This is a genomic window from Streptomonospora mangrovi, assembly GCF_027604915.1.
In the GTDB taxonomy this organism is placed as follows: Bacteria; Actinomycetota; Actinomycetes; order Streptosporangiales; family Streptosporangiaceae; genus Streptomonospora; species Streptomonospora mangrovi.
In genome coordinates, this window is the sequence record NZ_JAJAQC010000061.1 from 1 (window position 1) to 13,654 (window position 13,654).

Below are 13,654 nucleotides of genomic sequence, written 5' to 3' on the forward strand. Positions count from 1 at the left end.
CGCCGCCCGGGTCCGCCGGCGCGGCGCCGCCCGGTCCCCCGTGCCGGGCAGCGCCGCGCTCCCCGGTCCGCGCCGCTCCCCCGGTGGCGGCGCGGGCCGGGCACGCGCGCGGCCCCGGCCGCCCGTGCGGGTGGGCGGCCGGGGCGCGGGGGTCAGCGGCGCGCCGGGGCGTCGTCGCCGGCCCAGTAGTCGGCGTTGGGGATACCGGCCGACTCGGGGTCGAACGTGGGGTCCAGCCCCCGCTTGCGTTGGGCGTCGTAGTCGCGCAGCGCCCGCAGCGCGGGCTTGGCCAGGAACAGCAGGCAGAGCATGTTCACCCAGGCCAGCGACGCGTATCCGACGTCGCCGATGGCCCAGATGAGGTCGGCCGACTGCACCGAGGCGTACATCGTCACCGCGATCATGACCAGGCGCAGGGCGAGCACCCAGCCGCCGCGCACGCCGGTGCGCGACAGGTAGGTCAGCGCGGTCTCGGAGATGTAGTAGAACGCCACCAGGGTGGTGAAGGCGAACAGCGTGATCGCGATCGCCACGAACACCGGCCCCACGCCCGGCGCCACCGAGCTGACCGCCGCCTGGGTGAACGCCGACCCGGCCTCCACACCCGGCAGGTTGTCGGCCAACTGCTGCCCGTCCTCGGTCAGGACGTTGTAGTTGCCGGTCACCACGATCATCAGCCCGGTCGCCATGCAGACGAACAGGGTGTCGATGTAGATGGAGAACCCCTGCACCAGCCCCTGCTTGACCGGGTGCGACACGTCGGCGGCGGCCGCCCCGTAGGTGCCCTCGCCCACTCCGGCGACGTTGGAGAACATGGCGCGGCGCACGCCCCACGCGACCGCCGCGCCGACGATGCCGCCGAAGACCGAGTCGGTGCCGAACGCGCTGCCGACGATCAGGGCGATGGCGCCCGGTATCTCGGCGGCGTGCACGGCCAGCACGACCACGGCGGCCAGGATGTAGCCGGCCGCCATGACCGGCACCAGGATGTCGGCCACGCCCACGACCCGCTTGCGCCCGCCGAACACGACGAAGGCGAACGCGGCGGTGAGGACCACCCCGCTGATCCACGGGCTCACCCCGGTGGCGGTGTCGATGGCGGCGGTGATGTTGTTGGCCTGCACGCCCGGCGCCAGCACCGCGTACAGCGCGATGGTGGTGACGGCGGCGACCACGGCGAGCCACTTCAGGCCCAGCCCGCGTTCGATGTAGTAGGGGATGCCGCCCCAGAACCGGCCGTCGATCTTGCGCTTGTAGATCTGGGCGACGGTCGACTCCACGAACGCCAGGGCGCTGCCCAGCAGCGCCATGACGCCCATCCAGAACAGGGCGCCGGGGCCGCCGGCGGCGATGGCGGTGGCCACGCCGGCGATGTTGCCCACGCCGATGCGGCTGGACAGGGTCAGGGCCAGCGCCTGGAACGAGGAGATGCCCTCGGTGGCGTCCTTGCCGCCGCTCTTCTCGGCGCGGATCTGGCGGAGCATGTCGGGCAGCAGCCGGAACTGCACGCCGCGGGTGAGCACGGTCAGGGTCAGGCCCAGTCCCAGGGCCAGCACGACCAGCGGGTTCCACAGCCAGTCGTTGATGGTGACGAGGATTTCCATGGCGGACCAACTCTCGGTCGTCCGGGGCGTCGGCGGCGCGCGCACGCGGGGCCGACGGAGGGAGGAGGGGTGAAGGGGGGATGGCGGGGATGGAGGTGGCGGTGCGGGGCGGCGGTGGAACCGCCCCGCACCGCGTGGCGCGCGCCCGGGGGCGCGGGGGGCCGCGCGGCCCGCCCCGCGTGGGAGCCCCCGGGGGGGGGTCGCGCGGGTCCAGCAGGTACTGGCCCATGCCGGTGATCCAGGCGCTGCCGGTCACCGTGGGCACCGCGGCCGGCAGCCCGCCGACCTCGGCGGCCTCCACCAGGCGCCCGGTGAACCGGGTGCCCAGCAGCGACTCGTTGACGAAGTCGGCGCCCAGGTCCAGTTCGCCGCGGGCGTGCAACTGGGCCATGCGGGCGCTGGTGCCGGTGCCGCAGGGCGACCGGTCGAACCAGCCGGGGTGGATCACCATGGCGTTGCGCGCGTGGGAGCCGTCGCGGCCGGGCGCGACGATCTGCACGTGCTTGCACCCGGAGATCCGCGGGTCGGCGGGGTGCACGGGCCGGTTCTGCTCGTTGATCGCCGCCATGATCGCCAGGCCGGTGTCCATCATCCGGTCCTTGGCGGCCTTCTCGAAGGGGATGCCGAGGTCGGCCGCCGGGACGATCGCGTAGAAGTTGCCGCCGTAGGCCATGTCGTAGGTGACGGTGCCCACCCCGGGCACCTCGACCCGGGCGTCCAACTCCAGTGAGAACGACGGGACGTTGCGGATGGTGACCGCGGCCGCCCGGCCGTCCTCGACGGCGACCTCGGCGGTGACCAGGCCGGCCGGGGTGTCCAGCCGGACCGTGGTCACCGGCTCGGTGACCTCCACCATGCCGGTCTCCACCAGCACGGTGGCCACCCCGATGGTGCCGTGCCCGCACATCGGCAGGCAGCCGGAGACCTCGATGTAGAGGACCCCCCAGTCGGCCTCGGGGTGCAGGGGCGGCTGGAGGATGGCCCCGCTCATGGCGGCGTGCCCCCGGGGCTCGTTGACCAGCAGTTGGCGGATGTGGTCGAGGTGCTCCACGAAGTACTCGCGCCGCTCGGCCATGGTGGCGCCCGGCACGGGCGCCACCCCGCCGGTGATCACCCGGGTCGGCATCCCCTCGGTGTGGGAGTCGACCGCGGAGAAGTAGCGTGCGGCGCGCATGTCAGGCCACCGGCTGGGCGGAGGCGAGGTGGTCCAGGGCCCGGCGCATGTCGGCCTCCAGGGCGGCGAGCTTGTCGCCGGTGATGGGCCCGCGCGGGGGCCGGCACGGGCCGCCGTAGCGCCCGACCTGCTCCATGCCGTACTTGATGGCCTGCACGAACTCGGTGCGGGAGTCCCAGCGGAACGCGGCGACCAGCGGCTCGTAGAGGGCGCGGGCCTCCTCCAGGCGGCCGGCGGTGGCCAGGTCGAACAGGCGGGCCGACTCGGCGGGGAACACGTTGGGGAACCCGGCGAACCAGCCGGTGGCGCCCATGAGCAGCGCCTCCAGCGCGACGTCGTCGGCGCCGGCGACCACGGTGAGGTCGGGCACCAGTTCGCGCAGCTCCAGCACGCGGCGCACGTCGCCGGTGAACTCCTTGACCGCGACGACGTTGTCGATGGCGGCGATCTCGGCCACCAGGCGCGGCGTGAGGTCGACCTTGGTGTCGAAGGGGTTGTTGTAGACCATCACCGGCAGGCCGGCGGCGGCCACCTGCTCGAAGTGGTGGATGATCTCGGACTCGTTGGCGCGGTACATGGTCGGCGGCAGGCACAGCACGCCGTCGGCGCCGTCCTCGGCGGCCTTCTCGGCCCAGGCGCGGGCCTGGTGGGCGCCGACCCCGTGCACGCCGACGACCACGACGCCGTCGGAGCCGACGGCCTCGATGGCGGTGCGCGCGACCGCGCGGCGCTCATCGTCGGTCAGCGAGGAGTACTCGCCCAGCGAGCCGTTGGGGCCCACCCCGCGGCAGCCGCTGTCGACCAGCCAGCGGCAGTGCTCGGCGTAGCGGTCGAGGTCGACGCGCAGGCCGGCGGGGGCGGCGGGGTCCTCCTGGTAGGGCAGCGCCGTGGCGACGATGACCCCGTCAAGCTTCTCTTGCGTCATGGCTCCTGTTTCCGGTTCCTCGGGATGGGGTGGGACGGTGGGGGGCGGGGGCGCGGGCCGGGCCGCGGCGGTCACCGCGGGCCCGCGCAGGTGTTCGTGCCGTCGGCGGTGTTGCCGGCGGCCAGCTCGCCGAGCCGCACGGGAGCGGCGATGGGCCGGCGGGCGAACCCGTCGGCGAGTCGGGGGTCGCCCAGCAGTTCGGCGACGTTGCGGCCGCAGACGCGGCCCTGGCAGGGGCCGAGTCCGGCCCGGGTGACCAGCTTGAGGGGGCGCGCGGCCGAGGCGGCGCGCTCGCGGGCGGCCGCGCGCAGCTCACCGGCGCCGACCTCCTCGCAGCGGCACACCAGAGTGTCCTCGGCGAGCCAGGTGGTCCAGCCGGGGCGCACGGGGTGGGCGGCGGCCAGCGCGGCGGCGAACCGGCGCCCGCGCCGGACGCGGCGCAGCGCGGCCAGCGGGGGGCGGGGGTCGCGGCCGACCAGGCGGGCGGCCGCGGCTCCGGCGACCTCGCCCTCGGCCGCCGAGAGCGCGGCGCCGCCGATCCCGGTCAGCTCGCCGGCGGCGAACACCCCGGGCACCGAGGTGGCCTGGGCGGCGTCGACCCGGACGAACCCCTCGGCCATGGCGCAGCCGGCCGCGACGGCGAGTTCGGTCTGGGGGGTGAACCCGAAGCCGACGCAGACCGCGTCGGCCTCGACGCGCCGCTCGGTGCCGGGCACCGGGTTCCAGTCGCGGTCCAGCCGCACGGTGGTGGCGGCTTCGACGGCGTCGCGGCCGTGGGCGGCGACCACGGTGGTGCGCGGCCGGTAGGGGACGCGGTGGCGGGCGAGGGCGGCGAGGTGACCGGCGAGTTCGCCGAGCTTGCCGCTGCCGGCGAGGACCCCGGCGGGGTCGCGCAGCCAGCCGGTGACGGGCTCGCCCGCCTCCAGCACGGCGGTGATGCGGGCGCCGGCGTCCAGCAGCGAGCGGGCCACCGGCAGCAGGAACGGCCCGGTGCCGGCGAGCAGCACCCGCTCCCCCACGGCCAGGCGCTGGGCCTTGGCCAGCGCCTGGGCGGCGCCGGCGGTGAACACGCCCGGCAGGTCCCAGCCGGGGAAGGGCAGGGCGCGGTCGTGGGCGCCGGTGGCCAGGACGAGGGCGCGGGTGTCGACGGTGGCGCCGGTGCGGCCGGGGTCGTCGGCGGGTCCGGTGCGCAGGTGCAGCCGGTGGCCGCCGGGCACGGGCTCGATCGCCCACACCACGGTGTCGGGGCGGTGCTCGACACCGGGCGGCAGGGCGGTGGCGGGGTCGTGGGCGCGGGCTCCGGCGAGGGCGTCGCGGCGCAGGTACTGCCCGCCGGGCGCGGGTTCGGCGTCGATCACGCAGACGTCGGCGCCCGCGGCGGCGGCGCTGCGGGCGGCGGCCAGGCCGGCGGGGCCGGCGCCGATCACGGCGATGCGGTTCATCGGGGCAGCTCCGCTCCGTGCTGCACGCGGATGTCGTCCCCCTCGGCCACGCGGCGGCGGCAGGCGCGCACGTCGGGCACGCCGTTGACGACCACCAGGCAGTCGAAGCAGACGCCGATGCCGCAGAAGACGCCGCGCGGGCGGCCGGCGCCCCGGGTGGTGCGCCAGGAGCGGCGCCCCTGGCGCAGCAGCACCGCGGCCACGGTCTCTCCGGGCGTGACGGCGACCTCGCGGCCGTCGATCCGCGCGGTCAGGCGCTCGCTCACGGGCGCACCTCCTGGGGCGGGGTCGGGGTGGGGGCCGCCGGAGGCGGCGGCTTGGGGACGGGGGTCGGCGGGAGCGCTCACGCGGTGGCCTCGGCCAGGAGCGCGGGGCGGTCCACGCGGAAGGGGGCGGGGTCGAGCACGGGGTCGGCGCCGGTGACCAGGTCGGCCAGCAGCCGGGCGGTGCCGGCGGCCAGGCCGATCCCGGCGCCCTCGTGGCCGGTGGCGTGCCACAGGCCGGGCAGGCGGGGGTCGGGGCCGATGACCGGCAGGTGGTCGGGGGCGTAGGGGCGGAACCCGCCGTAGGCGCGCATGACGGGCACCCGCTCCAGCACCGGGAACAGGGCGGCGGCCTTGCGGGCGATGGCGCGCAGCACGTGGACGCGCATGGTGTCGTCGAACCCGACGCGCTCGCGGCTGGAGCCGATGAGGACGGTCCCGGCGGCGGTGGACTCCACGACGGTGGAGGTCTGGAGGTCGGCGTCGTCGCTGCCGACGGCGCCCACGTAGTCGGCGTCGTAGACCTTGCGGCGCACGGTGCCCGGCGGCAGGGGCGCGGTGACCAGCACGACGCCGCGCCGGGGGCGGATGTCCAGGGCGACGCCGGCGGCCTCGGCGAAGGCGCCCGACCAGGGGCCGCAGGCGTTGACGACCGCGCCGCAGGGGATGTCGCCGGCGCTGGTGGCCAGCGCGGCGACGGCGCCGGAGCGGTCGCGGCGCACGCCCAGCGCGGCGGTGTGGGCGCGGACCTCGCCGCCGCGGGCGCGCACGGCCGCCAGCAGCGCGGTGGCGGCGAGCACCGGCTGGAGTTGGGCGTCGTCGGGGTAAAGGACGGCGCCGGAGACGCGCGGGGTCAGGTGGGGCTCCAGTTCGCGGGCCCGCCGGGGGGTGATGTCCTCGGCGCGCACGCCCTGGTCGCGCTGGGTGGCGGCGAAGGCGGCCAGCGCCTCGGCGTCGGCGTCGCCGAGGGCGGCCACCAGGCCGCCCTTGGGGTCCCACTCGGCCTCGGCGGCGCTCGGGCCGATCTCCTCGCGCAGGCCGGCCAGCAGGTCGGGCCACAGCTCGCGCGACACCTGGGCGAGCCGGAGTTCGGGGCCGGGCTCCTTGTCGGAGACCAGGACGTTGCCCTCGCCCGCGCCGGTGGTGCCCGAGGCGGGGGCGCCCCGGTCGACCACCACGACGCGGCGGCCGGCCGCGCTCAGCGCCTCGGCGCACGCGGCGCCGACGACGCCCGCGCCGACCACGACGACGTCGGGACTCCCCGGCATGGCACACCACCCCTCATCAGAAGGCGTTCATTAAAGCGAACGATGAGAGGCTAATCATGCGACGTGGCTCACGTCAATGCCCGATTGGTGGCAAGTTTCCCCAGGTGTTCAGGTTTTACTTGCCCGGAACACGGCCGCAACGCCCTACAGGCGTTCGCCGCGATGAACGAAAACGGGCGGGAGGCGCGGCCAATACGGCGGTCGGGGCCGCCGGGGCCGCCGCGCCCGGCCGGATCAGGCCCGGCGCCGGCGGCCGGGCACCGAGCAGGCGCGCGCGGCGGGCGAGGGGACGTCGGGGGCGTCGTCGGAGTACTGGAGGAGCAGGGTGGAGGCCACCGGCTCGGGGCCGACCGCCTCGTAGAAGTGCGGGTGCTCGGCGGAGAAGCACACGTAGTCGCCCGGCCCCAGTTCGTAGGGGTCGTCGGGCGGCCCCAGCCGCAGCACGCCCGAGGTGACGATGTGGTGCTCGCGGCCGGGATGGCCGTCGGAGTACTGCGGCCGCCCGGGGCGGAAGCGCTGGTCGTAGAGTTCGATGGTGCCCTCGGTGAGGTCGAGGCGGCGCAGCATCCGCAGGTCCACGGCGTCGCCGCTGAAGACCTCGACCTCCTCGGCCCGCACGAGCACGACGTCGGGGTCGGGGCGCTCGGTCAGCAGCGACGACACCGGCACGCCCAGAGCGTTCGACAGACTGAACACGGTCTCCAGGGTGGGGTTGCCCGCGCCCGACTCCAGTTGCGACAGGGTGCCCTTGGCGATCCCCGATCCGCGGGCCAGCTCCGACAGCGAGATCCCCGCCATTTCGCGCAGGACACGCAGATTGGCCGCCAGCACCTGTCCGCCGCGTCCGCGCACCGTGGACCCCTCCCCCGGTTCGGCCGCCCGTCCCGGCCGGCCGGCGGCGCGGCGGGCGGGGGCACTCGAATCGTTCACTGGAATGTACCGGCCCGGGGCCGCGCAGGCGAGCCCCGGCCCCGGCCGCGGACCCGGCGCGGCCTCTCGGCGCCGGGTGCCACCGGACGGCACCCTGCGGCATCGGGACGCGCCCGTGCCCGGACGGGCGCCCCTGGTCAGTCCCGGCGGGCGCGGGGCCTCGGGCGCAGCGCGCACTCGGCGGCGGTCAGCGCCATCGGCCCCACCGGGGCGCGCAGGCCGATCGCGAGTTCGCGCACCGGGTGCCCGGGGCCGTCGAGGAAGTCCAGCACGTGCGGCAGCGGGGTGCGCTCGAACAGCCGGGTGAAGAACTCCGCGCCGTGCACCCGGCCGGTGTCCAGGGCGCGCAGCAGCACCGCGTCCATGGCCAGGTGGCGGCACCGGTGCGGTGTCGGCGGCACGGGCACGGCGCCGCGCTCCAGCGCCCGCGCCACGGCCGCCGCCTGGCGCTGGATCCCGCTGAAGGTGTAGCCGGTGGCTGGCCGGGTGGCGCCCCCGGCCGCGCCGATGCGGAACACCCGGCGCCCGGCGCGCGTGGGGAAGCGCGCGTCGGTCATGGGGATGGCCCCCTGCTCGGCGGCCGTCACCTCCAACTCCCCCAGGCCCAGCACGCGGCCGGTGTAGTCCGCCAGCGCGGCCTCGTAGGCGGGGGTGTCCAGCGCCTGCCGGGTGAACTCGGTGTACTCCACCAGGGCGTCGCGGGGCGACAGCGGCAGCACGTAGCCGAAGGAGACGCCGCGCGCGGGCTGGGGCGTGCGCAGGTCCATCAGCACCGCGCCGGAGGGGTCGAAGGCGTCGCGCGGGGTGCGCACGAACCAGCCCCGGAAGTGCTGGAGGAGCGCGGTGCGCCCGGGCGGCGGCGGGGCCGGGCGGGAGTCGAACACCCACTGGGCCGCGACCTCCACCGGCGCGCCCGAGGCGTCCACGCCGCGCACCACCGCGCGCTCGGCGCCGTCGGCGACCTCGGCCACCGTCGCCCGCAGGACGGTGACGCCCTCCACGGCCGTGGCCGCCACGTGCTCGGTGAAGTCGCTCGAGCGCAGCATCTTGTAGCTGTAGGGCGCGGCGTGGGCCGCGCGGCGCCGGCCGTCGGCGCCGACCACCGCCAGCCGCTCCCAGCGCGCGGCCAGCACGGCGTCCCAGCGGCCCGGCCCGCGCTCCCAGTAGCACCAGGTGCGCTCGGGCGGGCGCGCCGGCCCCGGCGGCGGTTCGACCAGCGCGATCCGCCACCGGCGGCCTGCGCGGTTCAGCGCCGCCAGGCGGTGGGTAAGAGACAGCCCAGCCGCCCCGGCGCCCACCACGGCCACATCGAACCGGCTCATGGCGCCAGCATGGCACGCGGCCGGGCCCCAGCGCACGGCGGCGGTCCGCCGCGCGGTGCTGTGTCGGGTCGGCCGTCGCCGGGGGTAGTGCCGGGAGGGCGGACCGCCGCGCGGTGCGGCGGCCGGGCGACTCAGGAGGCGCGATGCCGGACTCGGTTCAGGCCATGAAGGCGGGTGCGGTCACCGCCGAGTTCGACCGCGCGGCCGCCGGCTACGACCGCCTGGTGGGCGCCAACCCCGGCTACCACCGCGACCTGCGCGCCTCCGCCCGGCGCCTGGGCGCCGCCCCGGGGCCGGGGGTGCGCGTGCTCGACCTGGGCTGCGGCACCGGGGCCTCCACGGCGGCGCTGGCCGCCGTGCTGCCCGGCGCGACCGTGATCGGGGTGGACGCCTCGGCGGGCATGCTCGCCGCCGCGCGCGCCAAGCCCTGGCCCGAGCGGGTGCGGTTCGTGCACGCGCGGGCCGAGGAGCTGGCGCCGCGCGACCTCGGCGGCCCGGTCGACGCCGTCTTCGCGGCCTACCTGCTGCGCAACTGCCCCGACCCCGACGCCGCGCTGGGGGCCGTGCGGGCGCTGCTGCAGCCGGGCGGGCGGCTCGCCCTGCACGAGTACTCCGTGGCCGACTCCGCCGCCGCGCGGGCGGTGTGGACCCTGGTGAGCTGGGGGGTGATCATCCCCCTGGGCCGGCTGGTGACCGGCCGGGCCGACCTGTACCGCTACCTGTGGCGCAGCGTCCTGGAGTTCGACGGCCTGGCGCAACTGCGGGCGCGGGTGGGCGCGGCCGGGTTCGCCGACGTGCGCGCCCACGCGATGCCGGGCTGGCAGCGCGGCATCACCCACACCGTCACCGCGCGGGCGCCCGCCGACCCGGGCGGCGGCCGGGCCGGCGGAGGAGTCGGCGAACGGGCCGGCGGCGGGGGCGGGGCGTGAGGCGCCCGGGCCGCGACCCCCGCGCCGAGGTCGTCTCCCCCGCTCCGCCGCGCGGCGCCCCGCCCTCGGGCCGGCCCCCGCGCGCGGTCGTGGTCGGCGGCGGCATCGCGGGGCTGGCGGCGGCCGCGGCGCTGGCCGAGCGGGGCGTGGCGGTCACCGTGCTGGAGCGCGAGGAGCAGGTGGGCGGGCGGCTGCGCGGCTGGCCCACGACCCTGCGCGACGGGTCGCGGGTGACCATGTCGCGCGGCTTCCACGCGTTCTTCCGGCAGTACTACAACCTGCGGGCGCTGCTGCGGCGCGCCGACCCAGGCCTGGACGCGCTCGCGCCGCTCCCCGACTACCCGCTGGTGCACGCCGGCGGCGCCCGCGACGGGTTCACCGGGCTGCCGCCCGCACCGCCGTGGAACGCGTTCGCGCTGGCGGCGCGCAGCCCCAGCTTCCCGGTGCGCGAGCTGGCGCGGGTGAACACCGCCGCCGCCGCGCAACTGCTGGACGTGGACGTGCCGGGGGTCTACGCGCGCCTGGACCGGGTGGCGGCGCCCGACCTGCTGGAGGCGGTGCGGTTTCCGGCCAGCGCCCGGCACTTGGCCTTCGAGGTGTTCTCGCGCAGCTTCTTCGCCGACCCCCGGCACCTGTCGGCCGCCGAACTGGCGGTGATGTTCCACATCTACTTCCTGGGCTCGGCCGAGGGGCTGCTGTTCGACGTCCCGCGCGCGCCGTTCCCCCGGGCGCTGTGGGACCCGCTGGCCGACCGTCTGCGAGGGCTGGGCGTTTGGGTGCGCACCGGCGCGCGGGTGGAGGGGATCGCGGCGGAGTCCCCCGCCTCGGGGGCCGGCCCCCGGTTCGCGGTGTGGGCGGCGGGCGAGCGGCACGCCTGCGACGCGGTGGTGCTGGCCGCCGACGTCGCGGGGCTGCGCGCCCTGGCCGAGCGGATGGAGGGCGCCGACCCGGCGTGGCTGGGCCGGCTCAAGCGGCTGCCGAGCGCGCCGCCGTTCCTGGTGTCGCGGCTGTGGCTGGACCGCCCGGTCGCCCCGTCGCGGCCCGGGTTCCTGGGCACCGCCGGGTTTCCCACACTGGACAACGTCAGTGTGTTGGACCGCTTCGAGGACGAGGCGGCGGCGTGGGCGGCGCGCACCGGCGGGTCGGTGGTGGAACTGCACGCCTACGCGCTGCCCGCGGGCAGCGACGAGCGCGCCGAGCGCGCGCGGCTGCTCGCCCAACTGCACCGGGTCTACCCCGAGACGGCCCGCGCGGGGGTGGTGGACGAGCGTCACGAACTGCGCGCCGACTGCCCGCTGTTCCCGCCGGGCGGCTTCACCGAACGCGCGACCGTGCGCACCCCCGATCCGGGCATCGCGGTGGCGGGCGACCACGTGCGGGTGGACCTCCCCGTCGCCCTGATGGAACGCGCCGCCACCAGCGGCTTTCTGGCGGCCAACACCCTCCTGGCCGGCTGGGGCCTGCCCGGCCACCCGGTGTGGACGGTCCCCCGCCGCGGCCGCCTGGCCCCGGCCCGCGCCTACGCCCGCTGGGCACGATCGGGGGCGGAGCGGCGGAACGACGGGTGAGGAGAATCCGCGTCTCGGCGGCCCGTGACGCGGTCGCCGCCCCGTCACCCTCACCGACCACCGGCGCGCGGGCCGATCACCGCCCGAACGGGCGACCACCCACCGGCCGCTCCCCCGCCACGCCGCCGTGGCAGGCGGCCGGTGGCCGCCGCGAGGCCGCCCGACCCCCGTCAACGGTCTCGCGGAGGCTCCGCCGGACTGTCGTCCACCACCGCGCGCAGCGTGCGGTCGCCGATCCGGGCCATCAGGGGGTTGTCGGCGGAGCGGGACAGGAAGGCCAGGGCGAGCGCGAGCGCCCATCCCCGCGCCCGCGCCCATGTGGCGCCGTCGGCGCGGCCGTAGGCTGAGCGCAGCTCTTCGCGGCCTGCCCTGGGCAGGAGCATCCAGGCCACGGCCAGGTCGGTGGCGGGATCACCGGCGGTGATGTCGCCGAAGTCGATCACGGCACCGACCCTGCCGCGTTCGACCAGGATGTTGGCGGGGTGCAGGTCGCCGTGCAGCCACACCGGAGGGCCGTCCCACCCGGGTGCGGCGGCGGCCCTCTCCCATGCCCGCCGGGCGGCCTCCCGTGCGTGTGGGTCCGCCACATGCTCCAACTGGGCCGTTACCCCGGCCGCTCGGCCCGAGAGGGGAATCCCCCGTACCGGGTTGAGGGGCGCGTCAGCAGGCGCGGGCTGGTGCAGGGCCGCCAGGAAACGGCCGAGGGAGCGCGCGGCTTCCCCCGGGTCCGCCGGCGGCGTACGGGCCGCGATCTCCCCGGGCAGGAACGGCAGCACGCTCCACGCCCAGGGGTAGCCCCGGCCCGGCCGGCCGGTGCGCGCGGGGACGGGCACGGGCAGCGGAAGGTGCGGGGCGATCCCGGGCAGCCAGCGCTGCTCGTTCACCACGAGTCCGGCGGAGGCGGCACGCCGGGGAAGGCGCACCACGTGGTCGCGGCCGAGCCGGCAGACCAGGTTGTCCCAGCCGTGCGCCAGGACCTCGATGCCGAGATCGGCCAGGTCGGGGTGCTGGTCGGACAGCAGCGCCCGCACGAGTTCCCGGGAGAGGCGGACCTCGGCGGTCGGCATGGCGCGGGCCTCCATCGCGCCATTGTAGGTCCGGACGCCCTGGCCGGCGGAGCCGTGGCCGTCGGCCCCGACCCCCCGCCCGCGCGGAACGGCCCAGCCGCCGGCGGGCGCCGACTCCAGTTGGCGGTGGGGCGCGCTAGCCGGGCCAGCGGCCGGTGGTGCGCAGCAGGTAGCGGCGTTCGGCGTAGGCCAGGTCGTCGCGCCACAGGCGGCGGGCGGCCAGGCGCATGAAGGGGCGGACCAGCGGTGCGGTACGGCGGGCCAGGGCGAACCCGGTGCGGTCGGAGGCGGCGATGGCGGCTTCGATGACGGCGGTGCGGGCGATGCCGGCGCGCACGCCGAGCGGGCTGGCGTGGGTCTCGACCACGCTGCCCTCCCCTTCGCCCTCGATGATCCGCATGACCACGGTGCGCGGCTCGGGGCACTCGAACGCGGCCCGCACCGGCACCCCCCACCTGCCGGCGACCTTGAACGCGACCTCGGCGACGAACCGGTCGGGGTCGGGGTCGGGACCGGTCGGGGTTTCGGTCACCCGCAGCCCCACGAACGAGTAGGGGTGGAACCAGGAGCCGTGCCAGGGGTCGAGCCGGTTGGCCACGACGTCCTCGGCCTCGCAGGCGCCCGCCGTGCTCTCCACCGCCGCGATCACGTTGGGGCCGGCCGGGCGCGGGCCGATCACCGGGCGCGGCAGGGGCTCCTCGCCGCCGACCTCGTCCAGTCGGACCCAGGCCAAGACGCCGTCGTCGTGGGCGGGGAACGGCGTCCACCCGGGGAAACCCTCGCCGCCCAGCGACAGCCCGTGCCAGCGGCAGACCAGGCGGCCGTCCGCGACCCCGCCCCGGCACAGCGGCGCGCCCAGGTGCGGGCAGGCACCGGGCGCGGCGTGCAGCCCACCGTCGGCGCCGCGCCAGGCCACGATCTCGGTCCCGGCGATGACCCGGCCGAAGGGCCGACCGGGACGCACCTCGGCGCTGGCGGCCAGCACATACCAGTTGCCCGAGGGCCGGGCCTGCGCCCGCTTGAGCGCGGCACCGATCACGCCGGGAGCGGCCTCGCGCCAGGTGGAGGCGCGCGGCCGCATCAGCGAACGCGGCAGACGGCGCAGGGCGAAGCGCCCCGGCGCGGGGTCGAGGGTCATTCCGGCGGCTCCTTCACGGTCGGA

Annotated in this window: 11 protein-coding genes and 1 pseudogene; 2 read left to right on the top strand and 10 right to left on the bottom strand. The window is 77.2% G+C overall.

What is annotated here, in order from left to right:
- Positions 1 to 152 precede the first annotated feature (152 nt).
- The 8 genes and pseudogenes from LG943_RS24665 to LG943_RS24700 form a co-directional block, all read right to left on the bottom strand.
- On the bottom strand, positions 153 to 1,604 hold the full coding sequence (locus LG943_RS24665) for an alanine/glycine:cation symporter family protein (RefSeq protein ID WP_270074759.1): 1,452 nt from the start codon (positions 1,602 to 1,604) through the stop codon (positions 153 to 155).
- 187 nt (positions 1,605 to 1,791) lie between these two features.
- Positions 1,792 to 2,778, bottom strand: a pseudogene (locus LG943_RS24670) (proline racemase family protein); the annotation flags it as partial.
- A 1-nt stretch (position 2,779) separates the two neighbouring features.
- A complete protein-coding gene (locus tag LG943_RS24675; RefSeq protein ID WP_270074760.1) occupies positions 2,780 to 3,703 on the bottom strand; it encodes a dihydrodipicolinate synthase family protein in 924 nt (307 codons plus the stop codon).
- 71 nt (positions 3,704 to 3,774) lie between these two features.
- A complete protein-coding gene (locus LG943_RS24680) occupies positions 3,775 to 5,145 on the bottom strand; it encodes an FAD-dependent oxidoreductase (protein WP_270074761.1) in 1,371 nt (456 codons plus the stop codon).
- Positions 5,142 to 5,411, bottom strand: a complete 270-nt coding sequence (locus tag LG943_RS24685; protein ID WP_270074762.1) for a (2Fe-2S)-binding protein — start codon at positions 5,409 to 5,411, stop codon at positions 5,142 to 5,144. The genes LG943_RS24680 and LG943_RS24685 overlap by 4 nt, the downstream gene beginning before the upstream one ends.
- Positions 5,412 to 5,488: 77 nt before the next feature.
- Positions 5,489 to 6,676, bottom strand: coding sequence for an NAD(P)/FAD-dependent oxidoreductase (locus LG943_RS24690; RefSeq protein ID WP_270074763.1), 1,188 nt, complete (start codon positions 6,674 to 6,676; stop codon positions 5,489 to 5,491).
- Positions 6,677 to 6,910: 234 nt separating this feature from the next.
- The gene (locus LG943_RS24695; protein WP_270074764.1) at positions 6,911 to 7,606 is read right to left on the bottom strand and encodes a helix-turn-helix domain-containing protein; all 696 of its coding nucleotides are present in this window, start codon (positions 7,604 to 7,606) and stop codon (positions 6,911 to 6,913) included.
- 137 nt (positions 7,607 to 7,743) lie between these two features.
- Positions 7,744 to 8,928: a lycopene cyclase family protein gene (locus LG943_RS24700; protein ID WP_270074765.1), complete on the bottom strand. Its 1,185-nt coding sequence runs from the start codon at positions 8,926 to 8,928 to the stop codon at positions 7,744 to 7,746.
- A 143-nt stretch (positions 8,929 to 9,071) separates the two neighbouring features.
- Between LG943_RS24700 and LG943_RS24705 the strand changes: the two genes are divergently transcribed.
- Positions 9,072 to 9,857, top strand: a complete 786-nt coding sequence (locus LG943_RS24705; protein ID WP_270074766.1) for a class I SAM-dependent methyltransferase — start codon at positions 9,072 to 9,074, stop codon at positions 9,855 to 9,857.
- Positions 9,854 to 11,425, top strand: a complete 1,572-nt coding sequence (locus LG943_RS24710) for an FAD-dependent oxidoreductase (protein ID WP_270074767.1) — start codon at positions 9,854 to 9,856, stop codon at positions 11,423 to 11,425. The genes LG943_RS24705 and LG943_RS24710 overlap by 4 nt, the downstream gene beginning before the upstream one ends.
- Before the next feature lie 170 nt (positions 11,426 to 11,595).
- Here LG943_RS24710 and LG943_RS24715 read toward each other — a convergent pair whose 3' ends face one another.
- Positions 11,596 to 12,507: an aminoglycoside phosphotransferase family protein gene (locus LG943_RS24715; RefSeq protein WP_270074768.1), complete on the bottom strand. Its 912-nt coding sequence runs from the start codon at positions 12,505 to 12,507 to the stop codon at positions 11,596 to 11,598.
- A gap of 121 nt (positions 12,508 to 12,628) precedes the next feature.
- Complete coding sequence (locus LG943_RS24720; RefSeq protein WP_270074769.1) at positions 12,629 to 13,630, bottom strand: DUF5914 domain-containing protein; 1,002 nt, start codon at positions 13,628 to 13,630, stop codon at positions 12,629 to 12,631.
- Between the last annotated feature and the right edge of the window lie 24 nt (positions 13,631 to 13,654).

Excerpts from the sequence above, each read along its gene's own strand:
- LG943_RS24665 (WP_270074759.1), bottom strand. The coding sequence starts at position 1,604 with ATGGAAATCCTCGTCACCATCAACGACTGGCTGTGGAACCCGCTGGTC.
- LG943_RS24675 (WP_270074760.1), bottom strand. The coding sequence starts at position 3,703 with ATGACGCAAGAGAAGCTTGACGGGGTCATCGTCGCCACGGCGCTGCCC.
- LG943_RS24680 (WP_270074761.1), bottom strand. The coding sequence starts at position 5,145 with ATGAACCGCATCGCCGTGATCGGCGCCGGCCCCGCCGGCCTGGCCGCC.
- LG943_RS24690 (WP_270074763.1), bottom strand. The coding sequence starts at position 6,676 with ATGCCGGGGAGTCCCGACGTCGTCGTGGTCGGCGCGGGCGTCGTCGGC.
- LG943_RS24700 (WP_270074765.1), bottom strand. The coding sequence starts at position 8,928 with ATGAGCCGGTTCGATGTGGCCGTGGTGGGCGCCGGGGCGGCTGGGCTG.
- LG943_RS24705 (WP_270074766.1), top strand. The coding sequence starts at position 9,072 with ATGCCGGACTCGGTTCAGGCCATGAAGGCGGGTGCGGTCACCGCCGAG.
- LG943_RS24715 (WP_270074768.1), bottom strand. The coding sequence starts at position 12,507 with ATGGAGGCCCGCGCCATGCCGACCGCCGAGGTCCGCCTCTCCCGGGAA.
- LG943_RS24720 (WP_270074769.1), bottom strand. The coding sequence starts at position 13,630 with ATGACCCTCGACCCCGCGCCGGGGCGCTTCGCCCTGCGCCGTCTGCCG.